Origin of the sequence: Arthrobacter pityocampae, from assembly GCF_002927275.1 — a bacterium.
GTDB lineage: Bacteria > Actinomycetota > Actinomycetes > Actinomycetales > Micrococcaceae > Arthrobacter_D > Arthrobacter_D pityocampae.
The window spans coordinates 370,160-395,561 of record NZ_PRKW01000004.1; the positions used below are offsets into that span (position 1 = coordinate 370,160).

Sequence of the window (25,402 nt, forward strand, 5' to 3'; positions counted from 1 at the left end):
GGTGCCTCTCGTGGTTCGCGGTGGTGCCGGGCCTGCTAGACGCGGGCGCGGTGGTCGATGCCGGCCTGGTCCACCTTGCGGTGGAAGTGCATGCCGGCCTTCCCGCCGAGGATCGCGGCGATCAGCGGGATGAGGACGGCGATGGCGAGGCCGACCAGTCCGCTCGTGGTCAGCGCGCTACCGTCCACGGGGATGCTCGGCGCGCCGTTCAGGCTGGAGAGGACGTTGAACTGGTCACCGGCGAAGACGGCGAGGATCGCCAGGACGATCGCGATGATGATGCCCCAGAGCCAGACGGCGAGGCCCTGCCTGGCGCCGTCGAAGCGTGCCATGCGGCCTGCGACGTAGCCGCCGCAGTAGTAGGCGACGAACAGGATGACCGCCAGGACGATCCCGCTCACGATGCCGATGGTCCCGGCGTTCTCGGTGGCCTGGTTCGCGGCATCGCTCGCCGTGCTCGAACTGGAGGCCCCGATGCCGACGCCGATCGCCGTCGCGAGGGCACTGAGGATGACGGTCAGGCCGATCGCGCTCAGCCAGCCGAAGAACGCGGAGCCGAACTTGATGCCGCCGAACTGTTCCTTCTCCGCGGCCACGACGTCGTTGCGACGGCTCCTCGGGGTACTTGCGCCTGCTGTGTTCTCTGCCGCCATGATGCTGGTCCTCCTCGATAGTGGGATCATGCGGACCGCGGCGCATCACTGCGGAACAACATGATCAGTCTACTTACTATCGTGGGGGACGCCGTCCCTCGCATGCAACCGGCGGTCCCCGGCCGACGCACCGGTGGTCAATCGGCGAAGTGGGTGCTCGCACTCCTCCCCGCGGCCCGGACGATCAGCGCCTCGGTGACGTCGCGCAGCTTCGGAGACAACCAGGTTCGGTGTTCATCATCGAATGACTCTCGAAACTTTCGACCGAATATTCAACAATTGCCTGATGGGTTGAGCGTGCGCAGCGCCCCTGCGACAGCGCAGGAGGCTGTGTGCGGCCGGCCACGCTCTGCGACGAGCGGTCACCGCTGAGCCCGGAAGTACGCGGCGGTATGCTGTGGGGCATGTCGCTTCCGCCCCCAGAACCGCGTGTCACCCTCGCCCAGCTCGCGGCGGCAGCCGGTGTCTCCCTGTCGACGATCTCCAAGGTGCTCAACGGCCGCACGGACGTGTCGCCGACAACCCGGGCGAAAGTTGAGGAACTCCTCGAGGAGCACGGCTACCGGCGTCGCAAGGCCTCGGCGGCGAAGGCATGCCTCGTCGAGCTCGTGTTCCACGAGCTCGAGAGCGCCTGGGCGCTCGAACTCATCCGCGGGGTGGAGAACGTGGCCCGCGAGCACGGCATGAGCGTCGTGCTGACCGAGACGGGCTCGCGGCACGCGCCGGGACCGGAGTGGATCGAGGGCGTGATGTCGCGGCGGCCCGCCGGCGTGGTCCTGGTGTTCTCCGACCTGCCGCAGGACTTCCGCGCCAAACTGGACGCCCGCTCCATCCCCTTCGTCATCATCGACCCCGCGGGCGACCCCGCACCGGACGTCCCGTCGGTCGGCTCCGCCAACTGGGCCGGCGGCATGATGGCCACCCGCCACCTGATCGACCTCGGGCATACGAGGATCGCCGCGATCAGCGGACCGGAGGACATGATGTGCTCCCTCGCCCGCATCGACGGCTACCGGTCGGCGATGGGCATGGCCTCCCTCCCGATCGACCCCGAGTTGATCCGGTACGGGAACTTCCATGTCGACGGCGGACGCGACCATGCGTTCTCCCTGCTGCGCGCCCCCCACCCGCCGACGGCGATCTTCGCCGGCAGCGACCTGCAGGCGCTGGGGGTGCTCGACGCCGCCCGGCAGATCGGGCTCCGCGTCCCCGAGGAACTGTCGATCGTGGGCTACGACGACCTGCAGTTGGCGCAGTGGTCCAGCCCCGCGCTGACCACGGTGCATCAGCCGCTCATCCAGATGGCCGAGGAGGCCACGCGGATGATCCTGCGCCTGCGCGACGGGGAGCGGCCGAACAACCTCCGGCTCGACCTCGCCACGAGTCTCGTGGTGCGCCAGAGCACCGCGGCGCCACCCGCACCCCCTGCGCGTGCAGCCGGGGCGGCGCAGCAGCGCGCCTGACCGACGGCACCCGGGAAGGGCTCTGGATACGATAGGGCGAGGCGCAGGAGGCTCCTGCAGGACGAAGGAGAACCCGAGACTGTGCGGTCACTACCCGGCGGGACGAACGGCACCGAGGGCCTGCGCGCGCAGAACCTGTCGCAGATCCTCACGATGGTCCACCGGAACGGCCCGCTGTCCCGCGCCGAACTCACCCGGCGCAGCGGGCTCAACCGCTCCACCGTGGGCGCCCTGGTCTCGGCGCTCACCGAGAGGAACCTCGTCCGCGAGACGGAACCGGCCGTCGACGGACGCGTGGGCCGGCCGAGCCCCATCGTGCAGGCCAATGCCGGCGTCGCCGTGATCGCGGTCAACCCCGACATCGACGCCCTGACCGTCGGCGTCGTCGGACTGGGCGGCCACGTCCACGCGCGGGTCCGCCGCGAGACCCAGGGCGTCCCCTCGCTCGAGGACGCGGTCGGCCTCACGCGCCAGATCGTGGCCGGCCTCCAGCCCACGCTGGCCGGACTCGACCGGGTGCTCGGCGCCGGCATCGCGCTGCCCGGGCTCGTCACGGCGGTGACAGGGCGGGTGCTCGTCGCACCGCACCTGGGCTGGCGCGACGTCGGCCTCACGGGCCCCTTCGCCGACGCCCTCGGGCTCCCGGTCGTGGCCGCCAACGACGCCTCCCTCGGCTCGCTCGCCGAGAGCATCTTCGGCGCGGCGCTCGGCGTCGACGACGCCGTCTACCTCAACGGCAGCGCGAGCGGCATCGGCGGTGGCATCGTCACCGGGGGCGCGCAGCTGGTCGGTAGTCGGGGCTACGGCGGCGAACTGGGCCACACGCTCGTCAGCCCGGGCGGACGGGCATGCCACTGCGGGCGGGCGGGCTGCCTCGACGCCGAGGTCCGCCTGGAACGGCTCCTCGGGGCGGCGGGTCTGGACGGCGGAGGCATCGAGGCCCTCGAGCGGGTGCTGTCGGACGGCCCGCCGGAGGCCGTGCGGGCCGAGGCCGACCGGCAGTTGGAGCTGCTCGCGGTCGCACTCACGAACGTCGTGAACATCTTCGACCCGGAGCTGATCGTCCTCGGCGGGTTCCTCGGGCCGCTCGTCGACTTCCGGGGCGACCGGCTCGCCACGACTGTCAACGCGGGTTCGCTGGCCGGCCGGGTGATCGTGCGGCGCGCGGCGCTGGGACCGGAACTCCTGCTCGTCGGCGCCGCGGAACTGGCCTTCCAGCCCCTCCTCGCCTCACCGGCCTGACGTTTACCGCGCTGGGACCTTCCCGCCCGGAACACCTGTCACGGGGGGACGTTCCGGGCGGACACGCGCCGCTGTCCGGGCACGCAGAACGGCGCACCCTCCCCGAAGGGGTGATGCGCCGTGCGGTTCACGATTCGCCCGTCGGCCCACGGGAGCCGGTCGGATCAGCCGGTGCGGCGTGAGCCGCTCTCCTCGCCGTCGTCGTCGAACTCGTCGGCGTACTTGTCCGCATATTCCGAGTAGTCAGGCTCGACCGGCTCGAGGGGTTCGGTACGTCGGGTGGATGCACGACTACCCGGGCCTGTGAGCTCTCGCTGCAGTGCCGAATAATCAGTGGCCGGGCTGAAATACTTCATGTCCCTGGCCTGCTTGGTAGCTTTTGCCTTTTGACGGCCGCGCCCCATGGCGTGACCCCCTTTGTGCGTCGATCCGAGGTGGTCACTGGGGCACGAGGCCCAAGGCTGCAGCGAGGCCCCGGATTATTTGGTCGATTTGTCGTAAGTATAGGTTACATGTTTTCGAAGGGACCCGAGTGCGCCTGCCCGCACGTCGGGGGAGACGCGGTGCCCGCGGGTCAGGAATTTCCCCCCGGACCGTCTCCGCGCGGGCGATCTTGGATAGAGTCGACTCGACGTCGGAGCGCCGGCCATGGTATCGACAACCCGGCACCAGGATCGCGAGGAGACAGCACCCGCCATGAGCAACGAGGAGCAGGCGCCGGAGGAGCCCCGTCGCGGGCCCGGACCGGACGACACCGAGGAACCCGAGAGCATCGACGTGCTCGACCCCGACACCGTGGTCCTCGAGACCCCGGACGTCTCCAGCGAGACGCTGGAACCCGAGCTGACGGTGTCCCCGGACACCCTCCGCCTCGAGGAACCCGCCCTCGAACCCGCGCAGATCAGCCCGGAGGTCGCGGAAGCGGCATCGCTCGACGCCGCCGCCGCCGAGGCCCGCGCCGTTGCCGCCGAAGCAGAGGTGGCGGGGACCCTCGCGGGCGGGCCGTTGCCGCCCGACGCCCCGTCCATCGAGGCCGCCCCGGTCGGCACGGCGCCCGCGGGAGGGCCGGCGGGCGATCCGGCGGGCGATCCGGCGGACTCCGCGCGGGACAGTACAGCGGCCTCCTCGAAGGACGGCAAGGGCCCCTCCCAGAACAGCAGGCAGGCCCCCTCGGAGCACGGCACGGCGCGCGGTCCGGAGGCAGCGGACGCCGCGGCGGGGGATCCGATCGGCGGGGCCTATGCCGTCCCTCCAGCGGGCGGCAAGCCCGGCGCGGGGCATCCCGGCTTCGACCCCGGTCTCGATCCCGGCCTGGGCCGGAGGCGCTCCGGATCCTCGGCCTCGGGGATCGCCGGAGCGCCGGACGAGGACCTGCCCGGAGACTCCGCGGACCCTGGGGGCCCTGGGGGTTCGGCCCTGCCGCCTGCGGCCCGTGACCCTGAGGCAAAGACACATTCTCCGCGTGAGCGCAGCCGGTCGGGGAGCAGCATCGTCCCGCTCCTGCTGCTGGTCGGCGCCGCCGTCGTGCTGATCGGGCTCCTCATCTGGCTGCTCGTCGCGCTGCTCGGCGGATCGGAGGACGAGGCCCGCACGGGTCCGTCGCCCCTGGTGGCCGGGGAATGCCTGGCGGAGTTCACGGACATCAGGGAGAAGGCCGTCAGCCAGAGCCTGCCGGGCCCCTGACGGAGAGCGGCCGGACACCAGCAGGACGGACGAGGGACGGCCCGCCGGCCGCCCCTCGTCCGCCGAACCGGTCAGCGGGCGGCGTGCACCAGCAGCCCGCCGGCCTCGGGTCCGGCCTCGCCGAGGTCGTCCGGGTCCGGCTCGGGACGGTCCACGAGGACGGTGTCGCCGTCGAGGATCTCCCCGGCGAGGATGCCCTTCGCCAGCCGGTCGCCGATCTCGCGCTGCACGAGCCGGCGGAGCGGGCGGGCGCCGTACGCGGGGTCGAACCCGGTCAGGGCCAGCCATTCGCTGGCCGCCGCCGTGACGTCGAGCTCGAGCCGGCGATCGTGCAGTCGGTCACCGAGGGCCCTGACCTGGAGGTCGACGATCCGCGAGAGCTCGTCGAGGCTCAGCGGATCGAAGATCACGACGTCGTCGAGCCGGTTGAGGAACTCGGGCCGGAAGTTCACGTTCACCGCGGACATCACGGCGGCGCGCTTCGCGGCGTCGTCTAGGGACGGGTCCACGAGGAACTGCGAGCCGAGGTTGGACGTCAGCACGAGGATGGTGTTCCGGAAGTCCACGGTCCGGCCCTGACCGTCGGTCAGCCGCCCGTCGTCGAGCACCTGCAGCAGCAGGTCGAAGACCTCGGGGTGCGCCTTCTCGACCTCGTCCAGCAGCACCACGCTGTAGGGGCGGCGCCGCACGGCCTCGGTGAGCTGGCCGCCCTCCTCGTAGCCCACGTAGCCCGGAGGGGCGCCGACGAGGCGCGCCACCGAGTGCTTCTCCGAGTACTCGGACATGTCGATGCGGATCATCGCGCGCTCGTCGTCGAACAGGAAGTCCGCGAGGGCCTTGGCGAGCTCCGTCTTGCCCACGCCCGTGGGCCCGAGGAACAGGAACGAGCCGGTGGGGCGGTTCGGGTCGGAGACACCGGCCCGGGCGCGCCGGACGGCGTCGGACACCGTGGACACCGCCCGCTGCTGGCCGATCAGCCGCGCACCGATGACCTCCTCCATGGCGAGCAGCTTCTCGCTCTCGCCCTGCAGCATGCGCCCGGCCGGGATGCCCGTCCAGGCGGAGATGACCTCGGCGATGTCGTTCGCCGTGACCTCCTCGGCGACCATCAGCTCGGGCGCGTTCGCGGTCTGCTCCTCGGCGGCCTGCGCCTCGCGCAGCTCGCGCTCGACGCGCGGGATCTCGCCGTAGAGGATGCGCGACGCCGTCTCGAGGTCGCCTTCGCGCTGGGCGCGGTCGGCCTGCGAGCGCAGTTCGTCGAGGGAGGCCTTCAGGTCACCCACACGGTTCAGGCCCGCCTTCTCGGCCTCCCACCGCGCGTTCAGGGCGTTGAGCTCCTCCTGGCGGTCGGCCATCCCGGACCGCAGGGCCTGCAGCCGTTCCACGGACGCCTCGTCCTTCTCGCGGGAGAGCGCCATCTCCTCCATGTGCATGCGCTCGAGGGAGCGGCGCAGTTCGTCGATCTCCACGGGCGCAGAATCGATCTCCATGCGCAGGCGGGAAGCGGCCTCGTCCACGAGGTCGATCGCCTTGTCCGGGAGCTGACGTCCCGGGATGTAGCGGTGGGAGAGCGTGGCGGCGGCCACGAGGGCGGAGTCCGCGATGGAGACCTTGTGGTGTGCCTCGTAGCGCTGCTTCAGCCCGCGGAGGATGCCGATGGTGTCCGCCACGGACGGCTCGCCGACGTAGACCTGCTGGAACCGGCGCTCCAGCGCCGGGTCCTTCTCGACGTTCTCGCGGTACTCGTCCAGCGTCGTCGCGCCGATCAGCCGGAGCTCGCCGCGCGCCAGCATGGGCTTGAGCATGTTGCCGGCGTCCATCGACCCCTCGGCCGCGCCGGCCCCCACCACGGTGTGGAGCTCGTCGATGAACGTCACCACCTGGCCGTTGGAGCCCTTGATCTCCTCGAGCACGGCCTTCAGCCGTTCCTCGAACTCGCCGCGGTACTTGGCGCCCGCGATCATCGACCCGAGGTCCAGGCTGATGAGCCGCTTGCCGCGGAGGGACTCCGGGACGTCCCCGGCGACCATGCGCTGCGCCAGCCCCTCGACGACGGCGGTCTTGCCGACGCCGGGCTCGCCGATGAGGACGGGGTTGTTCTTCGTGCGGCGGCTGAGCACCTGCACCACGCGGCGGATCTCGGCATCACGGCCGATCACCGGGTCGAGCCTCCCGCTGCGCGCCACCTCGGTCAGGTCCACGCCGAACTTCTCGAGCGCCTGGAAGGTGTTCTCGGGGTCCGGCGTCGTCACGCGCTTCTCGCCCCGCACACCGGGCAGCTCCGCGGCGAGCGCCTCCCGGGTGAGCCCGACGGATCGCAGGATGTCGCCGGCCGCTCCGCTGTCGGCGGCCAGGGCCAGCAGGAGGTGCTCGGTGGACACGAACTGGTCCCCGAGGGTCTCCGCTTCCTGCTGCGCGGCGCTGACCATCTGCAGGGCGCCGCGCGAGAACTGGGGCTGGGCCACGGACGAACCGGACGACGACGGCAGGGCCTTGATCGCCGAGCTCGCCCGGACACTCACGGAGTCGGGGTCCGCACCCGCCGCACGGAGCAGGGCGACGGCGATGCCGTCCCGCTGGTCGAGCAGCGCCTTCAGGAAATGCGGCGCCTCGATCTGGGGGTTGCCCGCCGTGGATGCGTTCATCGCAGCTGCTGACAACACCTCACGGCTCTTGGTGGTGAAGTTGGTATCCACGCGCGGTTCCTTCCTGACCTGGGTGACGATGCTCGTGACGCCTTGAGTGTAATCGACTCAACTTTCGGCGTCGCCCTGTTATTCCGACGCGGGCGCGCGGCCGTGTAGGGCATGGCGGAGCAGCGTGCCACCTGTGATCGGGATCAAGTTTTTCCCGACCCGAAGTGTGCCTCTTGTAGCGTTGATGGCCCACGAGGAATGTCCATGGGCGCCGCCTGCCCGGGTCCGGGCGCGCGTCGCTCGTACCATTCCGCCCCCACGAACAGCGTCAAGAAGTGGCGCCGACGAAAGGGACGACATGAGTCAGATCGCCGATGCTCCACCCGGGACCGGAGCGGGAGGCGAGGATCCGCCGATCGCCCCCGAGTCCCCCAGGACCCGCATCAACTGGACCGTCCTGATCGGATCGGCCGCCGGGATCCTTGCCATCACCGTCTGGGCCATCGCCGACGCAGCGGGCGCCGAAGCGGTCATCGGATCACTGGTCGCCTGGGTGTCGACGAACATGGGCTGGTACTACTTCCTGATCGTCACCCTGGTGGTGGTCTTCGTCCTGGTCCTCGCCCTGACCCGGGTGGGCAAGACCAAGCTGGGCCCGGACCACTCGAAGCCCCAGTTCAGCATGTTCACGTGGGCGTCGATGCTCTTCGCCGCGGGTATCGGCATCGACCTGATGTTCTTCTCGGTGTCCGAGCCCGTGACCCAGTACCTGGCTCCCCCGCAGGGCGACGGCGGCACCGTCGAGGCCGCCCGGCACGCCATGGTCCTCACGCTCTTCCACTACGGGATCACCGGCTGGGCGCTGTACGCGCTCATGGGACTCGCCCTCGGCTACTTCGCCTACCGGCACAACCTGCCCCTGAGCATCCGCAGCGCGCTCTACCCCATCTTCGGCCGGAAGGTCGAGGGCCCGTTGGGCCACGGGGTGGACATCGCCGCCCTCCTCGGCACCATCTTCGGCATCGCGACGTCGCTCGGCATCGGGGTGGTGCAGCTGAACTACGGGCTGAGCCTCATGTTCGGCCTGCCCGAGGACGTCTCCGTGCAGATCGGGCTGATCGCCGTCGCCGTCGTCATGGCGACGGCCTCGGTCCTCTCGGGCGTGGAGAAGGGCATCCGCAGGCTCGCGGAGCTGAACGTCCTCCTCGCCCTGGCGCTGATGGTGTTCATCCTTGCCACCGGGAAGACGAGCTTCCTGCTCGACGGCATCATCCAGAACACCGGCGACGTCCTCAGCCGGTTCCCCGGCATGACACTGGACACCTTCGCCTACGACCGCCCCGGCGACTGGCTGCAGGGCTGGACGCTCTTCTTCTGGGCGTGGTGGATCGCCTGGGCGCCCTTCGTGGGGCTCTTCCTCGCCCGCATCTCGCGCGGCCGCACCATCCGCCAGTTCGTCCTGGGGACCCTCCTGGTGCCCTTCACGTTCATCGTGCTGTTCATCTCGATCTTCGGGAACAGCGCCCTCGACATCGTGATGAACGGCAACGCCGCCTTCGGGGAGACAGCGATGGCGCAGCCGGAGCGGGCCTTCTACGGCCTGCTCGAGCAGTACCCCGCCGCGCCGCTCATCATCGGCGTCGCGACCTTCACGGGCCTGCTCTTCTATGTGACCTCCGCCGACTCGGGGGCGCTGGTCATGGCCAACTTCACCAGCCACCTCAAGGACGCCGAAGCGGATGGGCCCAAGTGGCTGCGCGTGTTCTGGGCCCTCGTGACCGGCCTGCTGACCCTGGCGATGCTGAGCGTGGGCGGCGTGACGGCCCTACAGAACGCGACGATCATCATGGGACTGCCCCTGTCCATCCTGCTGCTGTTCATCATGCTCGGCCTGTACCGGGCCCTGCGCGTGGAGATCTCGCTGGCGGACAGCTACCGGGCGAGCCTGCCCGGCATCATCTCGGGGCGGAGCACGGGCGGGCCGTCGGCGCGCACCTGGCGGCAGCGGCTCAGCCGCGCCATGAGCTATCCGGGACCGCGCCAGGCCAACCACTTCGTGGACACCGTCGCGCTGCCGGCCCTGCAGGAGGTGCACGACGAACTGCGCGCGCAGGGCGCGGACGCAGGCCTGACGACCGACGTCGTCGAGCCCTGCGGGATCCGCCACGTGGATCTCCAGGTGGAACTCGGCGACGAGCGCCCGTTCAAGTACCAGATCTACCCCGTCCAGTACGACGTACCGTCCTACGCCCGGGGCGAGGCCTCGACCGACGCCAAGTACTACCGCATGGAGGTCTTCTCCCTCGAGGGCAGCCACAGCTACGACCTCGCGGGCTACAGCAGGGACCAGGTCATCACCGATGTCCTGGACCACTACGAGACCCACCTCGAATTCCTGCACCTGAACCGGGCAGTGCCGGGCAACACGGCCCTCACCGAGGACCAGGCGGCCAGGGACAACTGGGAATCCGATTTCGCACACCAGGAGGACACGAAGTGACCGAAGCACCATCCGCGGCAACGCCCGCCACCCTGTTCATCGACGGCGCCTGGGTCCCCGCGTCCGACGGCGGCACCCGCACCATCAGCTGCCCGGCGGACGGCTCGTTCGTCGCCGAGGTGTCCGAGGGCACCCGGGAGGACACCGCACGGGCCATCGCGGCCGCCCGGCGGGCGTTCGACGGCGGCGCATGGGCGTCCGTGCCCGCCCCGCAGCGCGGCGACTTCCTCCTCGAGGTGGCCGCGGAGCTGCGCGCCCGGAAGGACGAGTTCGCCCGGGCCGAGACCCTCGACACCGGCAAGCGCCTCGTGGAGAGCGAGGTGGACATGGACGACATCGCCGACTGCTTCGCGTACTTCGGCAAGCTCGCCGGGCAGGATGCCGGCCGCATCGTCGACGCCGGCAACAACAGCGTGGTCAGCAGGATCGTGTACGAGCCCATCGGGGTCTGCGGTCTCATCTCGCCGTGGAACTACCCCCTGCTGCAGGCGGCCTGGAAGATCGCCCCCGCGCTCGGCGCCGGGTGCTCGATCGTGCTCAAGCCCAGCGAGCTCACGCCGTCGACCGCCATCCTCATGATGGACGTCCTCGACACGCTCGGGCTCCCGAAGGGCGTCGCGAACCTCGTCCTCGGTCCCGGCGCCGTCGTCGGTGCCCCGCTCTCCGAGAGCCCTGACGTGGACATGGTGTCCTTCACCGGCGGTCTGGAGACGGGGCGCACCATCGCCGCGGCCGCGGCCGGGACTGTCAAGAAGGTGGCCCTGGAACTCGGCGGTAAGAACCCGAACATCGTCTTCGCGGACGCTGACTTCGACGCCGCCCTCGACAACGCGCTCAACGCCGCGTTCGTCCATTCCGGCCAGGTCTGCTCCGCCGGTGCCAGGCTCCTCGTCGAGGAGCCCATCGCCGAACGCTTCGTCGACGAATTCGTGCGCCGCGCCCGGCAGATCCGGCTCGGCGGCCCCTTCGACGAGGCGGCCGAGACCGGCCCCCTGATCTCCGCCGCCCACCGCGACAAGGTCACGGCCTATGTGGAGAAGGGTGTCGCGGAGGGTGCGCGGCTGCGCTGCGGCGGCACGTGGGGTGAGGGTGACCTGGTGTCGGGCTTCTACTACACGCCGACGGTGCTCGACCAGGTCACGCGCGGTTCGTCCGTTCTCGTGGAGGAGGCCTTCGGGCCGGTCGTGACCGTGGAGACGTTCAACGGCGAGGACGAGGCCGTGGAGCTCGGCAACGACACCCACTACGGGCTCGCCGGCGCGGTGTGGAGCCAGGACGCGGGCAGGGGCCAGCGCGTCGCGGCCCGCCTGCGCCACGGCACCATCTGGATCAACGACTTCCACCCCTACCTGCCGCAGGCGGAGTGGGGTGGCTTCAAGCACTCCGGCACCGGCCGCGAGCTCGGGCCGACCGGCTTCGCGGAATACCAGGAGGCCAAGCACATCTACCACAACATCGACCCGGCGGTCACGGGCTGGTTCGCCGCCCGGACCGAGGAGGAATCCGCATGAGCACCCCCGAAGAGCTGCTGCAGAAGACCGAGTTCGACTACGTCGTCGTGGGCGGCGGGTCCGCCGGTGCGGCCGTCGCCGCCCGCCTGAGCGAGGATCCCGACGTCGAGGTGGCCCTCGTCGAGGCCGGGCCGGACGACCGCGGCCAGGACGTCATCCTCCGCCTCGACCGCTGGATGGAGCTGCTGGAGTCGGGGTACGACTGGGACTACCCGATCGAACCGCAGGAGAACGGCAACTCCTTCATGCGCCACGCGCGCGCCAAGGTCATGGGCGGGTGCTCGAGCCATAACTCGTGCATCGCGTTCTGGGCGCCGCGCGAGGACATCGACGAGTGGGAGCAGCGCTTCGGTGCCACCGGCTGGAACGCGGAGACGGCCTACGCGCTGTACAGGCGGCTCGAGCAGAACGAGGATGCCGGGCCCGACGCCCCCCACCACGGCGACAGCGGCCCCGTCCACCTGATGAACATCCCGCCGGAGGACCCCTCCGGGCAGGCGCTGCTCGACGCCTGCGAGCAGGCCGGCATCCCCCGGACACGGTTCAACACGGGCGAGACGGTCATCAACGGCGCCGGCCTCTTCCAGATCAACCGGCAGGCCGACGGCACCCGCGCGTCCTCGTCGGTGTCCTACATCCACCCGATCCTGGACCGCCCCAACTTCACGCTCCTCACGGACTTCCGGGCGCGGGAGCTCCGGATCGACGCGGATGACGTGTGCACCGGCGTCGACGTCGTGGACAGCGTCGTCGGACGCACGCATGCGCTGACGGCCCGGCACGAGGTCATAGTGTCCACCGGCGCCATCGACACGCCGAAACTGCTGATGCTCTCGGGGATCGGGCCGGCCGCCCACCTCGAGGAGCACGGCGTCCGCGTGCGCGTCGACTCCCCCGGCGTGGGCCAGAACCTGCAGGACCACCCCGAGGGCGTGATCCAGTGGGAGGCGAACAAGCCCCTGCCGCAGACCTCCACGCAGTGGTGGGAGATCGGCATCTTCACCACCACGGAGGACGGGCTCGACCGGCCGGATCTCATGTTCCACTACGGAACGGTGCCGTTCGACATGCACACACTGCGGCAGGGTTACCCGACCACGGAGAACGGCTTCTGCCTCACGCCGAACGTCACCCACGCCCGCTCGCGTGGCACTGTCCGGCTGCGGAGCCGGGACTTCCGCGACAAGCCGATGGTGGATCCCCGCTACTTCACCGACCCGCACGACATGCGCGTCATGATCGCCGGCATCCGCAAGGCCCGCGAGATCGTGGCGCAGCCGGCGATGGCCGAATGGGCAGGACGGGAACTGTATCCCGGGGCCGAGGTGCAGACCGACGAGCAGCTCCGCGACTACATCACGAAGACGCACAACACCGTCTACCACCCGGCGGGGTCGGTCCGCATGGGGCCGGCCGACGATCCGATGTCCCCCCTGGATCCCGACCTGCGGGTGAAGGGCGTCCGGAACCTGCGGGTCGCCGACGCCTCGGTCATGCCCGAGCTCACCACCGTCAACCCGAACATCACCACCATGATGATCGGTGAACGCTGCGCCGACCTCGTGAAGCAGGCGCGGGTCTCCGCGGGGAGCGCCGGGGCGTCCGCGACCGCCTGATACCTCCCGGCCCACCGGTCCCCGACACCCCGCCCGGCACCCGCGGCGGGGGTGTCGGGGTGATCTCGGACATAATGGGCCGCATGGGGAAACTTCAGCGTGCCACGTCCGTCCTGACCACCGTCGCCCTGGCCCTCACCCTGGCCGCCTGCTCGGACGACCGCCCGACGGCCGAGGACGCCGCCGGCACGCTCGCCGCGGGCCTGGCCCGGCTCGACGTCGGAACGTCGGCCTTCACCTCCGCGGAACCCGCCGAGGTGACCGCGCAGCTCGCCGCGATCACGGAGGGTTTCGCCCCGGAACCGCCGCAGGTCACGGTGGCCGGCGTCGAGGAGACCGGCGAGGACACGGCGACCGCGACGCTGGAGTACGCCTGGGACCTCGACGCGACCGACTCCGACTGGACCTACAGCACGACGGCGGAACTCACGCGCGTCGAGGACACCTGGCAGACCGAGTGGGACCCCGGCGTGTTCGTCCCCGACCTCCTGCCGGACGAGAAACTCGCCCTGACGCGTGTCCCCGCGGACCGCGGCGACATCACCGGCGCGGGCGGCTCGGTCATCGTCACCGAGCGGCCCGTGGTCCGCGTGGGCATCGACAAGACCCAGCTCCCCGAGGCGGAGCAGGCCGCTTCCGCCCGCGAACTCGCGAAACTCCTCGATCTCGACCCCGCCGGCTACGAGGAGCAGGTGTCCACGGCGGGCGCGGAAGCCTTCGTGGTGGCCCTCGTACTGCGCGACGACGCCGACCGGACCGTGACCGACGCGCAGATCGAGGCCATCCCGGGAGCGCTCCGCCAGGGGGCCACCCTCGAGCTCGCTCCCACCCGCACCTTCGCCCGGGAGCTCCTCGGCGGCGTCGGCGAGGCGACCGCCGAGCTCGTGGAGCAGTCCGACGGCGCCCTCCGGGCCGGGGACGTCACCGGCCTGTCCGGACTGCAGCTGCAGCACAACGCCCGGCTCGCGGGCACGCCGGGCCTGCTGGTCGCCGCCGCGCCGACGGGTGACGCGCAGACGACCCCGCGGACCCTCTTCACCACCGCCCCCGTGAACGGCGAGGACCTCGCCACCACCCTCGACCCGCGGCTGCAGAGCCTCGGGGAGGAGGTGCTCGCCGACGAGCCGTCGGCGTCGTCGATCGTGGCGATCCGCCCCAGCACGGGCGAGATCCTCGCGGCCGCCAACGGGCCGGGCAGCGAGGGCCTGCAGACGGCCCTGCTCGGCCAGTACCCGCCGGGATCCACGTTCAAGGTCGCCACGAGCCTCGCGCTGCTCCGCAAGGGTTTCACCCCGGAGACGCCGACCGAGTGCAGCGAGGAGGTCGTGGTGGACGGCCGGAAGTTCAACAACGCCGGCACCTTCCCCGCCGACTCCCTCGGCACCATCCCCCTCCTCGAGACCTTCGCGCAGTCCTGCAACACCGGATTCATCTCGGCCCGGGACAGGGTCAGCCAGGCCGAGCTCGAGAGTGCCGCCCGGGACCTCGGCATCGGCGTCGAGGCGAGCATCGGGACGCCCGCGTTCTTCGGTTCCGTCCCCGGCGAGGCGGAGGGGACCGCGCACGCCGCCGCCATGATCGGCCAGGGCGAGGTCCTCGTCTCGCCGCTGAACCTCGCCACCATGGCGGCCTCCGTGGGCGCCGGCGCCCGGGTCACCCCCACCCTCCTCACACCCGGCTCCGAGGACGACGGCGCGGTCCCGTCCGGCGCTCCCTCCACAGCCGCTGCGTCGTCCGCCGCACCCTCCGACGGCGCCGCCTCCTCCTCCTCCTCCTCCTCCTCCGAGGCACCCTCGCCGAGCGCGTTCACGGCCGCGGAGTCCGCGACGCTGAAGAAGCTCATGGGCGCCGTCGTCACCCAGGGCGGTGCGCAGCTGCTGCAGGACGTTCCCGGGGCGCCCGTCCTGGCCAAGACCGGCACCGCCGAGTTCGGCAGCGAGACTCCCCCGCGCACGCACGCCTGGGTCGTCGCGCTGCAGGGAGACCTCGCCGTCGCCGTCTTCGTCGAGGAGGGCGAGCTGGGCTCCACCTCCGGCGGGCCCCTCATGCAGGCGTTCCTCACCGGGGCCGCCGCCTAGGAACCACGTGCCCGCAGCGCGCGGGCCGGCCACGTCGACGACTTGGGGGTCAGACCAGCACGGTGCACGCAACAGCTTGATCATGCTTCGGCGCGCAGCCGCGCCGCCGGGGCTTCTTCGAAGACCAGTGAAAGGGTCGCAAGTGGATCTCACGTTCCCGCTCATCATCGGCGCGGTGGTACTCCTCCTCGTCGTCATCGTCGGCGTCGTCCTCGCCCGGATGGCGCTGCACATCGCCAGCCCGGACCAGGCGCTCATCATCTCGTCCAAGGACAGCAAGGGCCAGCCCGATCCGGACAGCCAGCGCGTCGTCTTCGGCCGCATCTTCATCAACCCGTTCTCCCAGCGGGCCTACCCGCTGTCCCTGGCCTCCCGGCAGGTGTCCCTGCGCATCGAGGGCATCTCCAAGAACGGCATCAAGCTCCACCTGACCGGCGTCGCGCAGGTCAAGGTGGGCGGCGACGCCGACGCCGTCCGCAAGGCCGCCCAGCGCTTCCTCAACCAGCAGGAGGCCATCGACCACTACACGCAGGAGACGCTGTCCGGTTCGCTGCGCTCCATCGTGGGCACCCTGACGGTCGAATCGATCATCCGGGACCGCGCCACCTTCGCCAAGAGCGTCAAGGAGGAGGCGGAGCACTCGATGCACAATCAGGGACTGGAGATCGACACCTTCCAGATCCAGTCCGTGGACGACGACTCCGGGTACCTGAAGAACCTCGGCCGGCCCGAGGCCGCCCTCGCCGAGCGCAACGCGAAGATCGCCGAGGCGCGGTCCATGCAGGAGTCCGAGCAGGCCCGGGCCCTGTCCGACGAGCAGGTGGCCCTCGCGCAGCAGCAGCTGATCATCCGCCGGGCGGAGCTCAAGGAGGAGGCCGACGCCCGCCAGGCGCGGGCCGACGCCTCGGGCCCGCTCGCCCAGGCGGAACAGCAGGAGCAGGTCATCATGCGCGAGCAGCAGGTGGCGCAGCGGCGCGCCGAGCTGCGCGAGCGCGAGCTCGACACCGAGGTGCGCAAGCCCGCGGACGCCGAGAAGTACCGCCTCATCCAGCAGGCCGACGCGAAGCTCGAGGAACGCCGTCGTGCGTCCGAGGCCACCGAGATCGAGGCCCGCGTGGACCTCGCACGCCGCAAGCTCGTCGCCGAGGGTGACCGCGTGGCCGCCGAGGCCGACGCCGCCGCGAACACCGCGCGCGGCACCGCCGAGGCGTCCATCAGCGAGGCCAGGGGCCGCGCGGATGCCGCCGTCATCGCCTCCCGCGGTGACGCGGAGGCCGGGTCCACGGAAGCCCGCGGCAAGGCCGAGGCTGCGGGCATCGCCGCGCAGGCCGAGGCCTACGAGAAGTTCAACCAGGCCGCCATCCTGTCCAAGGTCCTCGAGGTCCTGCCGGCCATGGCCCGCGAGATCGCGGCGCCGATGTCGGCGATCGACACCATGACCGTGGTCTCGAACGACGGCGCGAGCCAGCTCAGCAAGAACGTCACGAGCGGTGTCCACCAGACCACGCAGATGGTCAAGGACACCACCGGCCTCGACATCATCGCCCTGCTCGGCGATCTGCTGAAGAACGCGGACAAGCCCGGGCAGAACGGGGCTGCGGTCCACAGCTCCACGGCCGACTAGCGACCGCTGACGGGGCCGCCGCCGGTGATCCGGCGGCGGCCCCGTCAGTGGCAGGCCGGCGGCGGATTCACGGGGTGATCAGCGGTACGTCTGCAGGGAGGTCCCCTGGGACGGGACGATGACCTTGCCGAGCGGCGCCAGGGACACCGGGATCAGCTTGAGGTTCGCGATGCCCAGCGGGATGCCGATGATGCTCACGAACATCGGGATGGCTGTGAGCACGTGGCCGATGGCGATCCAGATACCGGCGACGAGCAGCCAGATGACGTTGCCGATTGCGGACCACGCGCCCATCTGCCCGCCCCGGTTCACGATGGTCTGGCCGAACGGCCACAGCGCGTACACGCCGATCCGGAACGAGGCGATACCGAAGGGGATGGTCACGATCAGCAGGCAGCAGATCACGCCGGCGACGAAATAGCCGAGGGCGAGCCAGATGCCGCCGAACAGGAGCCAGATGACGTTCAGGATTGCGTTCATCGGGCCATTGTTCCCCACCGGGCGCACCGGCGCACCACCCGGCACACGTGAGGCCCCCTTCCCGGACGGGCAGGGGGCCTCACGTGTGCGAAGGGTGCTAGCGCGGGCGGCGGTCGTTCGATGCCGGAGCGCTCGCCCGGCGGGAGCCGCCGGCGCGGCGGGCGCCCTCGGAACGTGCACCGTCGGAGCGTGGGGATGACGGCGCGGAGCTGCGCTGGCCCCCGGCCGCGGGAGCACCGGCGGCCGTCCGGCGGACGGCGTCGCCGACGCGCTGGCCCGACGACGGACGGCGGCTGCGCGACGTCGTCTCCGAGGCGGTGCGTGGCTCCTCGGTGCGACGGCGGGACCCGCCGGACGCGGTGTCGGCGCCGAAGCGGGGTGCCTGCGGCTGGTCCTTGCGGCGCTCGGCGCGGTTGCCCTGCGCCGCCTGCGGGTCGGCGGAGACGCGTCCCCGGCCGCCGCGGCCACCACGGCCACCGGCGGTCGGTGCTGCTGCACCGCGACGGGCGGCGCGCTTGCGCTCCGCGTTCGCGCCGGTCGACGTGCCCTGACCGCGGGCGGCCTCCCGGGAGACGAGGAGCGCCGCACGGGTGCGGGGATCGATCTTCTCCGCGAGGTCGCCGGTCAGGGACAGGACGAGCGGTGAGCTGGCCTTCACGTTCTCGAACGCGACGTCCACGCCCGCGGCCTTCATGAGCTTCTGCACCTCGGACTTCTGCTCGGGCAGCGTGATCGTGACCACGGTGCCCGACGACCCCGCGCGGGCCGTACGGCCGGAGCGGTGGAGGTACGCCTTGTGCTCGGTGGGCGGGTCCACGTGGACCACCAGTTCGACGTCGTCGACGTGCACGCCGCGCGCGGCGACGTCGGTGGCGACGAGCACGCGGACGTCACCCGAGGAGAACTCCGCGAGGTTGCGGTCGCGGGCGTTCTGCGACAGGTTGCCGTGCAGGTCGACGGCGGGGATCCCGGCGTCCGTGAGGGTCTTGGCGAGCTTCCGCGCGTGGTGCTTGGTGCGCATGAAGAGCAGGCGGCGGCCGGAACCGGAGGCGAGCTGGACGATCAGCTGCTTCTTCTGCGTCTGGTCGCCGATCAGCAGCACGTGGTGCTCCATCGTGGTGACCGCGGCCTGGGGGTCGTCGACCGAGTGGGTGACGGGGTTGGTCATGTAGCGGTTGACCACCTTGTCCACACCGTTGTCCAGGGTCGCCGAGAACAGCAGGCGCTGCCCGTCCTTCGGGGTGGTGTCGAGCAGCTTCTTCACGACGGGGAGGAAGCCGAGGTCCGCCATGTGGTCGGCCTCGTCGAGGATGGTGATCTCCACGGACTCGAGGGTGATCAGCTTCTGCCGCATCAGGTCCTCGAGGCGGCCGGGGCAGGCGATGACGATGTCGACGCCGGCGCGCAGCGCCTTCTCCTGGCGCTGCTGGGAGACGCCGCCGTAGATGACGGTGGTGTTCAGGCCCAGTTCCTTGGCCAGCGGCTCGACCGTGGCGTTGATCTGCGTGGCGAGCTCACGGGTGGGGGCGAGGACCAGGGCCAGCGGGCGTCCGGGCTTGCGGCGGTAGGCCGCTTCCTGCTCGGCGAGGCGCGCCACCATGGGGAGGGCGAAGGCGAGGGTCTTGCCCGAGCCGGTGCGGCCGCGTCCGAGGACGTCGCGCCCGGCGAGGGAGTCGGGGAGCGACTTGACCTGGATGGGGAAAGGTTCGGCGATTCCCTGCGCGGCGAGGTTCTCGACCAGCGCTTTGGGCACACCGAGGGCAGCAAAAGTAGTCATGTGAAATACACGAGCTTTCTTCTCATCTTCCCCGGCACCGGTTGGCACGGGGGTTCGCCGAAGAAAAGTCAGACAGTGTCCACCGCGCTCACGATCGTGCGAGCTGGATGCGGGACAAAAGAATGCGTTCTATCGACGCAGGCTGCGCGCTGTGCTGGCTGACGTGGTCAGCCGTGCGCGGCCAGTACCCCGACTTTATCAGCCGGAGCACCGGAAGCCCGCATCGCGCCCGGCGCAGGCACCGTGCGGGCACCGCTGCGGCGACGTGCTGCCGGTAGCCTTGGCAGTGATGGATCCTCACGTACAGACCCCCGATCAGCCGCACCGAACCCAGCCGGTCTCCTTCGTCCGGCGGGGTTCGCGCCTCCAGGGCCGGCGCCGCGAGGCCTGGGACGAACTGGCCGAGGCCTTCCTCCTGGACGTCCCGCGCGTCCACGGCGCCGACACCTCCGTGGCCCCCGGCTTCGTGCTCGACGTCGAGGCCGCCTTCGGTCGGTCCGCGCCGCTCGTCATCGAGGTGGGGTCGGGACTCGGCGAGGCGATCACGCACGCCGCCGAGCTCGACCCTGACCGCGACCACCTGGCCCTCGAGGTGTACCGTCCCGGGCTCGCGCAGACCATGCTGCGCATCAGCCAGAAGGACCTCACGAACGTGCGGACCGCGCAGGTCGACGCGGCGGAGGCCTTCGCGGGGATGATCCCGGCGTCGTCCGTCGCCGAACTCTGGACCTTCTTCCCCGACCCCTGGCACAAGGCCCGCCACCACAAGCGCCGGCTCGTGAAGGAGGACTACGTCGAGCTCGCCGCCCGCATCCTCGCCCCCGGCGGACTGTTCCGCCTCGCGACCGACTGGTCGAGCTACGCCGTGCAGATGCGCGCCGTCCTCGATGCCTCCCCGGACTTCGAGAACCTGCACGACGGCGAGCGCCGCGGCGCGGACAGCCCGCTCACCCAGGTGTGGGAGAGCGGCGTGGAGTCGGTGGTCGGCGGTGCACCCGTGCGGGAGGGACGGGACCCTGTGAGCACCGGGAACACGGGCGTCAACGAGGGCACGGACACGCTCGGCGGCTGGGCCCCCCGCTTCGAGGGGCGCCCCCTCACCAGCTTCGAGAACAAGGCGATCCAGGCCGGACGCACGGTCTTCGACCTCACCTACCGCCGCCGCTGAGCGGCCACCAGCACGGGGGATGCAGCAGGGATGGGAATGTTCAGCCGCCGCAGGACGTCCGGCCGCAGGTCGGGGACGGATCCGATCGAGGCCTTCTGGCGCTGGTGGGCCGACGACGGCGAGGAACTCCTGACCGCCGCCACGCGGGCCGGGGACTTCGGCGCCTACGTGGACGTCATGACCCGGCGCGTGCACGCGATCGCCCGCGGCCTGGAGTGGGAGACCCGGACGGGCACCGTTGCCGAGCACACGCTGTGCGTCTCCAGCGGCGGCGACGCGTCCCTGCGTCCCGTGGCCGAACGCTGGTACCGGGCGTCCCCGCCGCCGGGCCCCCGCTGGGACTTCGTGCCCGCCCGCAGCGCCAAACCGGACATGCTGGACTCGACCATCACCTACCGGGGCCGGACCTTCGACCTCCGCGAGACCCGCGTGCACGCCGCGGTGACCCTCGCGGGTGACGGCCTGATCGTCTCCGTGTACAACCCCGCCTTCACCGGGCAGTGGGACGACGAGTACGGGCTGAGCGTCCTGCTGCTCGAATGGCTCCTCGGCGAGGACGACGTCGAACGCTGGGTGCAGCGCGTCGACTGCATCGTCCACGACGTGGTGGACAGCATCCCCGCCGCGGACCTCCCGGCCCGGGTGGCGGACCTCGCCCGCACCTTCCCCGCACCCGCCTGGCTGCTGATGCAGGGGACGCTCGGGGCGGGCGACCCGATCCTCGTGCGGGTCCTGCGTCCCCTGCGCTGGATCGACCATCCGCGCTTCGACCTCCACACGGCGCTGCGGGTCCCGTTCGACGCCGACGCGCAGGGTCTCCCCCTCCCGGCCGCGCTCGACGTCCTGACCGCCCGCGAGGACTCGCTCGTGGCGGGCTTCGGGATCCGGGGGATGCTGGTGGCCGCGGAGACGTCGCGGGGCGTGCGGACCCTCCACTTCTACTCCGACTCGGAGGACCAGAACGGGCGGGACGTCCTCGACGCCGCGGCCCGCGAGGAGCGGGGTGTCACCGCGAAGCACACGCTCGACCCCGGCTGGAAGAAGGTCCGGGACTTCGCCTGACCCGCGTGCCGGCACTGGTCGAAGCATCCGTTCAGGGCGCGGAGGACGTCGATCCGGCGGCGGCATGCAGAGTCATGCCGGCGATATGCCGGCCCTCGGCGGTGGCGGTGTCGACGTCCGTCCCGCGCAGGATCATCCCGAGGACACCGGTGTAGATCAGGACGAGCCGGCGCGCCAGCAGCGGTGCCTGCTGCGTGTCGACGAGGGTGGCCGCCAGTTCCTCCAGCCTGTGCAGGAGCAGCCGGGTGTCTGCGGCGAGCGTGTCCTCGAGGTCCCGTCCGGGGTGCGGGGTCTCCGCGGCGACGCCGAGGAACACGCACCACCGCGAGGGTGTGAGGGCGTGCCGGTGCCGGGAGAGCGCGGTGAAGACCGCGAGCAGCTTCTCCTCGGGGGTGGGCGCCTCCTCGATGCACTCCTGCCAGGTGGTGTCCCATCGCGCCAGGCGCCGGCGCAGGGCCTGCGTGATCAGGCCTTCCTTGGTGCCGAAATGCGCGTAGAGCGTGGCCGGCGAGACCCGGGCGCGTTCGAGGATCGCGTCGACGGGGGTGACGCTCACCCCCTGCATCGCGGCGAGGTCCTCCGCCGCGTCGAGCAGCCGGTCGCGTGCCGTCGGTTGTGATGTCATGGGACAAGGGTATAACGTCCGTTTCAATGAAACGTTCGTTACAGTCACCGGTCCAGCCCCATCCCCTGCTGTTCGCCACGTCCGGCGTGGCACTCATCGCCGTCACCTACGGTCTGGCCCGCCTCGGCTACGGCCTGTTCCTGCCGGCGTTCTCCGCGGCGTTCCCCCTGACACCGGCGGTGAGCGGACTGCTGGCATCGGGCGCCTCGATCCTCTACTGCGTGTCCGCCGGCGTCGGTTTCCGCCACGCCTCCCTCCGACCCCGCGGGGTGGCCGGACTGGCAGGGCTCTCGGCGGCCCTGGGCAGCCTGGGCATCGCCGCCGCCTCGAGCACCCCGGTGTTCGTGGGAGGAGTCCTGCTCGCCGGGATGGGTTCGGGGTTCGCGTCTCCCGCCATGGTGGAGCTGGTCCGCCGCAACGCCGACCCCTCGGCCCGGGGGCGGCTCCAGTCGGTGGTCAATGCGGGGACGGGATTCGGCGTGGTCCTCGCGGGAGCCCTGTCCCTCGTGCTCGGCGAGGCGTGGCGCGTGGCCTGGGTGCTGGTGGCGGCCCTCGCCGCGGCATCGACGCTCGCCGTCCTGCGGCTGGATCGGGACAGCGGCCGGCCCGGGGCCCGTCCTGCCGGGCGACAAGCCGAGCCCTCGCTCGTCGCGCCGTCGGCCTTCCACGGACTGGCGAGGCCGCTCGGCGGGGCCCTCGTGTTCGGGGCCGGGTCCGCCGCCGTGTGGGTCTACGGCAGGGCGACGTTCGAGCAGGCGGGCGGTATGAGCGTCGGCCTGTCCGCCGGCGCCTGGATGGCCCTGGGGCTGGGTGGCGCCGGAGCCGCCGCGGTGTCCCGCTGGCTCGCGGGGCAGCCGATCCGCGTGACGTGGCCGCTGTCGACCCTCATGACGGCACTGGCGACCGCGCTCGTCGGCACGGTGCCCGGTTCCCTCCTCCTGGCCTACGCCGCCGCCGCCGCCTTCGGCCTCGCCTACATGGCAGCGACGTCCGTGCTCATCCTGTGGGCCTCCGCCGTGGCAACCGACAGCGCGGCCGGGACCTCGGTCCTGTTCATCGCCCTCGTGCTCGGGCAGGCGGCCGGGGCTTCGCTCACGGGACTCCTGCTCGAGGAAGGCACCGCCGCCGTCGCCTTCCTGGTGGCGGCTCTCGCGTGCGCCGCCAGCGCCGTCGTCGCCGTCCCGACGACGGCCGGCACCGCACGGGTGCGCTAGGTCAGGGCGATCAACGCGGGGCTGCCGGCCTCAGAACGCGGACGAGGCCAGGTCCCGCTCGCCCTCGCGGATCGCCGTGACGATGCGCCCGGCGACGGCCACCGGGTCCTTGCCCTGCGGCAGTTTCGGTGCCTCGCCGGCGATCGGCCGCGTGGCCAGGCCGGTCTCGGTGTGCGGCGGGCGCGCGTCCAGGACGCGGACGCCCTGGCGGCGCAGCTCCAGGGTCAGGGCCTTCCCGTAGGCGCTGAGGCCGGCCTTCGTCGCCGAGTACGCGGCCATGCCCGCCGTCGGGCTCTCGGCGACGACGGCGCTGATCTGCGCCACGAAGGAGTTCCTGCCGAGCCTCGGGCCCACGTCGCGCATGAGCCGCATCCAGCCGAGGAGGTTCACGAGCACGAGTTCGTCGAGGGTGTCGTCGTCGACCTCCAGGGCCGGGCCGAAGGCGACGACGCCGGCGGCGAACACGACGCCGTCGAGCTCCCGGCCGTAGACCTCGGCGGCGATGTCGGCGGGTCCCGAGGGCCTGCCGAGATCCGCAGCGACGGTCCCGACGACGGCGTCCCCGAGCTCGGCGGCGAGGGTTGCGAGCTTCTCCCCGGAGCGGCCCGACAGCGTCAGCGTGGCGCCCTGGGCTGCGAGCTGCCGGGACAGTTCCGCCCCGAGGACTCCGGTGGCGCCGACGACGAGGACGTGGGAACCGCTCAGCTCAGTCATGGCCAGAGTCTAGCAACGCCGGCTCTCCGCCCACGGGGTCAGGGCCCGGCCGGAGGGTAGCGTCGGGCATTCCTCCGTTTGAGGTCCTCGAGCTCCTGCTGGGTGGCGACCTCGGCCTCGAGTTCCTCGAAGGCCTGCTGCAGGCGGAGGGAGGACGGGTCCGTCCACGAGAGTTCCTCGCGCGCCTGCGCCTGGGCCTCGAAGCGCCGCACCTCGAGTTCGGCGTTGCGGCGGGCGGCGTCGATCGCCGCCGCCTCCCGCGAGGACGAGGCGAGGGCGTCGTGCACGCCGATGGCGGCCTGCGCCGCAGCGCGCCGCGCGAGCATGGCGTCGTACTCCATGGCGTTCTGCTGCACGCGCTGTTCGAGCCGCCGGACGTCCTGCTGCAGCCGGCGGGACTGCTCCTCCGCCTCGCGGAGCTGCCGGGTGAGTGTCTCGAGGCGGCGCCGCGCCGTCATCGACTCCCGGATCGCCGCGCGGGCGGCGTCGTCGTCCCCGCGCCGGACGGCCGCGGAGGCTGCGGCCTCGACCCGGTTCAGGTAGGCGGCGGCCTCATTGGCGGCCAGGCCCACCCGGTGATGGTGCGCCGCGACGTCGGCGGCCCCGCGCCGTGCCTGGTCCAGCAGCGAGTACTGCGAGACCTGGGCGTTCTGCGCCTGGACCCTGGGGTCCTGCTTCGCTTCCACGGCCGCGTTCCGGTTGGCCTGCACGATGCGCGTGATGCGGCGTTTGATCGACATTGCTCGGACCCCCGGCTGGTTGTGGTGTGGCTACCTTCTGAAACCTCTCACCACGTCTGCCGGTTCCCGTAGGTGTCCCGCCAGGCCCCCATGGCCGAGATCTCGGTGCGCAGGCGGGTGGTGGCGCGCTCGAGCTGGAGCGTGTCGATGGACCGCGAGGTCTGCAGGAGGCTGCGGCGCAGGTCGGCGGAGAGTTCGTCGAGGGCCTGCGCCTGGGCGGAGAGGTCCCTGGTCCACTCCTGCTTCAGCGCACGATTCGGTTCCCGGTCCGCGGCCCGGAGCAGATTCTCGAGGGAGGCGGCCGCCTGGTCGATCTCCGCGGCGGCACGCGGCAGGTCGCCGACCGGACGGCCCTGGTCCTTCGCCTCGGACAGGGCGAGGTGCGTGGCGCGCGAGGACCGCGCGAGGTTGCCGATGAGCCGTGCCGGTTCGCGGGTCAGCGGATCCGGGGAATAGGCGCGGGCGGCGAGCATGCTGCGATCCCTGGCCCGCTCGATGATGCGCGAACTCCTGACCTTCCGGACCGTGAACCAGCCGGCGACGCCGGTCCCGGCGCCGATGGCGAGGAGTACCCCCAGCCCGACGGCGAACGCTTCGACGAGCTCCTCAAGCATGA

The 25,402-nt window shown here is 71.4% G+C and carries 20 protein-coding genes; 11 read left to right on the forward strand and 9 right to left on the reverse strand.

Features of this window, described 5'->3' with window-relative positions; genetic code table 11:
* Window positions 1-35: 35 nt before the first annotated feature.
* The gene (locus tag C4K88_RS10700; protein ID WP_104121602.1) at window positions 36-653 is read right to left on the reverse strand and encodes a hypothetical protein; all 618 of its coding nucleotides are present in this window, start codon (window positions 651-653) and stop codon (window positions 36-38) included.
* Between the two features lie 404 nt (window positions 654-1,057).
* Here C4K88_RS10700 and C4K88_RS10705 point away from each other — a divergent pair, with 404 nt between their 5' ends.
* Both C4K88_RS10705 and C4K88_RS10710 read left to right on the forward strand, forming a co-directional pair.
* Window positions 1,058-2,116 carry a LacI family DNA-binding transcriptional regulator gene (locus tag C4K88_RS10705; RefSeq protein WP_241521837.1) on the forward strand — a complete coding sequence of 353 codons (1,059 nt, stop codon included), beginning with the start codon at window positions 1,058-1,060 and terminating at the stop codon, window positions 2,114-2,116.
* An 81-nt stretch (window positions 2,117-2,197) separates the two neighbouring features.
* Entirely contained in the window at window positions 2,198-3,358 is a 1,161-nt protein-coding gene (locus tag C4K88_RS10710; protein ID WP_241521838.1) for an ROK family transcriptional regulator, read from the forward strand.
* A gap of 164 nt (window positions 3,359-3,522) precedes the next feature.
* Here C4K88_RS10710 and C4K88_RS10715 read toward each other — a convergent pair whose 3' ends face one another.
* On the reverse strand, window positions 3,523-3,762 hold the full coding sequence (locus tag C4K88_RS10715; RefSeq protein WP_104121604.1) for a DUF3073 domain-containing protein: 240 nt from the start codon (window positions 3,760-3,762) through the stop codon (window positions 3,523-3,525).
* A gap of 244 nt (window positions 3,763-4,006) precedes the next feature.
* Between C4K88_RS10715 and C4K88_RS10720 the strand changes: the two genes are divergently transcribed.
* Window positions 4,007-5,041 carry a hypothetical protein gene (locus C4K88_RS10720; protein ID WP_146065670.1) on the forward strand — a complete coding sequence of 345 codons (1,035 nt, stop codon included), beginning with the start codon at window positions 4,007-4,009 and terminating at the stop codon, window positions 5,039-5,041.
* A 71-nt stretch (window positions 5,042-5,112) separates the two neighbouring features.
* Here C4K88_RS10720 and clpB read toward each other — a convergent pair whose 3' ends face one another.
* The gene (clpB, locus tag C4K88_RS10725) at window positions 5,113-7,737 is read right to left on the reverse strand and encodes an ATP-dependent chaperone ClpB (RefSeq protein ID WP_104121606.1); all 2,625 of its coding nucleotides are present in this window, start codon (window positions 7,735-7,737) and stop codon (window positions 5,113-5,115) included.
* A 298-nt stretch (window positions 7,738-8,035) separates the two neighbouring features.
* Between clpB and betT the strand changes: the two genes are divergently transcribed.
* The 5 genes from betT (at window position 8,036) to C4K88_RS10750 (ending at window position 17,006) form a co-directional block, all read left to right on the forward strand.
* Complete coding sequence (gene betT / locus C4K88_RS10730; protein WP_104121607.1) at window positions 8,036-10,177, forward strand: choline BCCT transporter BetT; 2,142 nt, start codon at window positions 8,036-8,038, stop codon at window positions 10,175-10,177.
* Entirely contained in the window at window positions 10,174-11,688 is a 1,515-nt protein-coding gene (locus C4K88_RS10735) for an aldehyde dehydrogenase family protein (protein WP_104121608.1), read from the forward strand. The genes betT and C4K88_RS10735 overlap by 4 nt, the downstream gene beginning before the upstream one ends.
* The gene (locus tag C4K88_RS10740; protein WP_104121609.1) at window positions 11,685-13,304 is read left to right on the forward strand and encodes a GMC family oxidoreductase; all 1,620 of its coding nucleotides are present in this window, start codon (window positions 11,685-11,687) and stop codon (window positions 13,302-13,304) included. The genes C4K88_RS10735 and C4K88_RS10740 overlap by 4 nt, the downstream gene beginning before the upstream one ends.
* Window positions 13,305-13,387: 83 nt before the next feature.
* Complete coding sequence (locus C4K88_RS10745; protein WP_104121610.1) at window positions 13,388-15,382, forward strand: penicillin-binding transpeptidase domain-containing protein; 1,995 nt, start codon at window positions 13,388-13,390, stop codon at window positions 15,380-15,382.
* Between the two features lie 142 nt (window positions 15,383-15,524).
* Complete coding sequence (locus C4K88_RS10750) at window positions 15,525-17,006, forward strand: flotillin family protein (protein WP_104121611.1); 1,482 nt, start codon at window positions 15,525-15,527, stop codon at window positions 17,004-17,006.
* A 78-nt stretch (window positions 17,007-17,084) separates the two neighbouring features.
* On the opposite strand, the gene C4K88_RS10755 is transcribed toward C4K88_RS10750, so the two are convergent.
* Window positions 17,085-17,486 carry a YccF domain-containing protein gene (locus tag C4K88_RS10755; protein WP_104121612.1) on the reverse strand — a complete coding sequence of 134 codons (402 nt, stop codon included), beginning with the start codon at window positions 17,484-17,486 and terminating at the stop codon, window positions 17,085-17,087.
* A gap of 97 nt (window positions 17,487-17,583) precedes the next feature.
* A complete protein-coding gene (locus tag C4K88_RS10760) occupies window positions 17,584-19,263 on the reverse strand; it encodes a DEAD/DEAH box helicase (RefSeq protein WP_104121613.1) in 1,680 nt (559 codons plus the stop codon).
* A 289-nt stretch (window positions 19,264-19,552) separates the two neighbouring features.
* Here C4K88_RS10760 and trmB point away from each other — a divergent pair, with 289 nt between their 5' ends.
* Window positions 19,553-20,431 (forward strand): tRNA (guanosine(46)-N7)-methyltransferase TrmB, encoded by an 879-nt coding sequence (trmB, locus tag C4K88_RS10765; protein ID WP_104121614.1) that lies wholly within the window; start codon window positions 19,553-19,555, stop codon window positions 20,429-20,431.
* A 30-nt stretch (window positions 20,432-20,461) separates the two neighbouring features.
* Window positions 20,462-21,493, forward strand: coding sequence for a DUF695 domain-containing protein (locus C4K88_RS10770; RefSeq protein ID WP_104121615.1), 1,032 nt, complete (start codon window positions 20,462-20,464; stop codon window positions 21,491-21,493).
* Window positions 21,494-21,524: 31 nt separating this feature from the next.
* On the opposite strand, the gene C4K88_RS10775 is transcribed toward C4K88_RS10770, so the two are convergent.
* Window positions 21,525-22,118, reverse strand: a complete 594-nt coding sequence (locus C4K88_RS10775) for a TetR/AcrR family transcriptional regulator (RefSeq protein WP_104121616.1) — start codon at window positions 22,116-22,118, stop codon at window positions 21,525-21,527.
* Window positions 22,119-22,144: 26 nt separating this feature from the next.
* On the opposite strand from C4K88_RS10775, the gene C4K88_RS10780 reads away from it, so the two are divergent.
* Window positions 22,145-23,332 (forward strand): MFS transporter, encoded by a 1,188-nt coding sequence (locus C4K88_RS10780; protein ID WP_167399022.1) that lies wholly within the window; start codon window positions 22,145-22,147, stop codon window positions 23,330-23,332.
* A 30-nt stretch (window positions 23,333-23,362) separates the two neighbouring features.
* Here the strand turns inward: C4K88_RS10780 and C4K88_RS10785 are convergent, their stop codons facing one another.
* The 3 genes from C4K88_RS10785 to C4K88_RS10795 are packed head-to-tail and all read right to left on the reverse strand — an operon-like array spanning window position 23,363 to window position 25,400.
* Window positions 23,363-24,046 carry an SDR family NAD(P)-dependent oxidoreductase gene (locus C4K88_RS10785; protein WP_104121618.1) on the reverse strand — a complete coding sequence of 228 codons (684 nt, stop codon included), beginning with the start codon at window positions 24,044-24,046 and terminating at the stop codon, window positions 23,363-23,365.
* A gap of 38 nt (window positions 24,047-24,084) precedes the next feature.
* A complete protein-coding gene (locus C4K88_RS10790) occupies window positions 24,085-24,786 on the reverse strand; it encodes a PspA/IM30 family protein (protein WP_104121619.1) in 702 nt (233 codons plus the stop codon).
* A gap of 47 nt (window positions 24,787-24,833) precedes the next feature.
* Window positions 24,834-25,400, reverse strand: coding sequence for a hypothetical protein (locus C4K88_RS10795; RefSeq protein ID WP_104121620.1), 567 nt, complete (start codon window positions 25,398-25,400; stop codon window positions 24,834-24,836).
* Window positions 25,401-25,402 lie beyond the last annotated feature (2 nt).

Excerpts from the sequence above, each read along its gene's own strand:
- C4K88_RS10700 (WP_104121602.1), bottom strand. The coding sequence starts at position 653 with ATGGCGGCAGAGAACACAGCAGGCGCAAGTACCCCGAGGAGCCGTCGC.
- C4K88_RS10705 (WP_241521837.1), top strand. The coding sequence starts at position 1,058 with ATGTCGCTTCCGCCCCCAGAACCGCGTGTCACCCTCGCCCAGCTCGCG.
- C4K88_RS10715 (WP_104121604.1), bottom strand. The coding sequence starts at position 3,762 with ATGGGGCGCGGCCGTCAAAAGGCAAAAGCTACCAAGCAGGCCAGGGAC.
- C4K88_RS10720 (WP_146065670.1), top strand. The coding sequence starts at position 4,007 with ATGGTATCGACAACCCGGCACCAGGATCGCGAGGAGACAGCACCCGCC.
- betT (WP_104121607.1), top strand. The coding sequence starts at position 8,036 with ATGAGTCAGATCGCCGATGCTCCACCCGGGACCGGAGCGGGAGGCGAG.
- C4K88_RS10740 (WP_104121609.1), top strand. The coding sequence starts at position 11,685 with ATGAGCACCCCCGAAGAGCTGCTGCAGAAGACCGAGTTCGACTACGTC.
- C4K88_RS10745 (WP_104121610.1), top strand. The coding sequence starts at position 13,388 with ATGGGGAAACTTCAGCGTGCCACGTCCGTCCTGACCACCGTCGCCCTG.
- C4K88_RS10755 (WP_104121612.1), bottom strand. The coding sequence starts at position 17,486 with ATGAACGCAATCCTGAACGTCATCTGGCTCCTGTTCGGCGGCATCTGG.
- C4K88_RS10760 (WP_104121613.1), bottom strand. The coding sequence starts at position 19,263 with ATGACTACTTTTGCTGCCCTCGGTGTGCCCAAAGCGCTGGTCGAGAAC.
- trmB (WP_104121614.1), top strand. The coding sequence starts at position 19,553 with ATGGATCCTCACGTACAGACCCCCGATCAGCCGCACCGAACCCAGCCG.
- C4K88_RS10770 (WP_104121615.1), top strand. The coding sequence starts at position 20,462 with ATGGGAATGTTCAGCCGCCGCAGGACGTCCGGCCGCAGGTCGGGGACG.
- C4K88_RS10775 (WP_104121616.1), bottom strand. The coding sequence starts at position 22,118 with ATGACATCACAACCGACGGCACGCGACCGGCTGCTCGACGCGGCGGAG.
- C4K88_RS10780 (WP_167399022.1), top strand. The coding sequence starts at position 22,145 with ATGAAACGTTCGTTACAGTCACCGGTCCAGCCCCATCCCCTGCTGTTC.
- C4K88_RS10785 (WP_104121618.1), bottom strand. The coding sequence starts at position 24,046 with ATGACTGAGCTGAGCGGTTCCCACGTCCTCGTCGTCGGCGCCACCGGA.
- C4K88_RS10790 (WP_104121619.1), bottom strand. The coding sequence starts at position 24,786 with ATGTCGATCAAACGCCGCATCACGCGCATCGTGCAGGCCAACCGGAAC.
- C4K88_RS10795 (WP_104121620.1), bottom strand. The coding sequence starts at position 25,400 with ATGCTTGAGGAGCTCGTCGAAGCGTTCGCCGTCGGGCTGGGGGTACTC.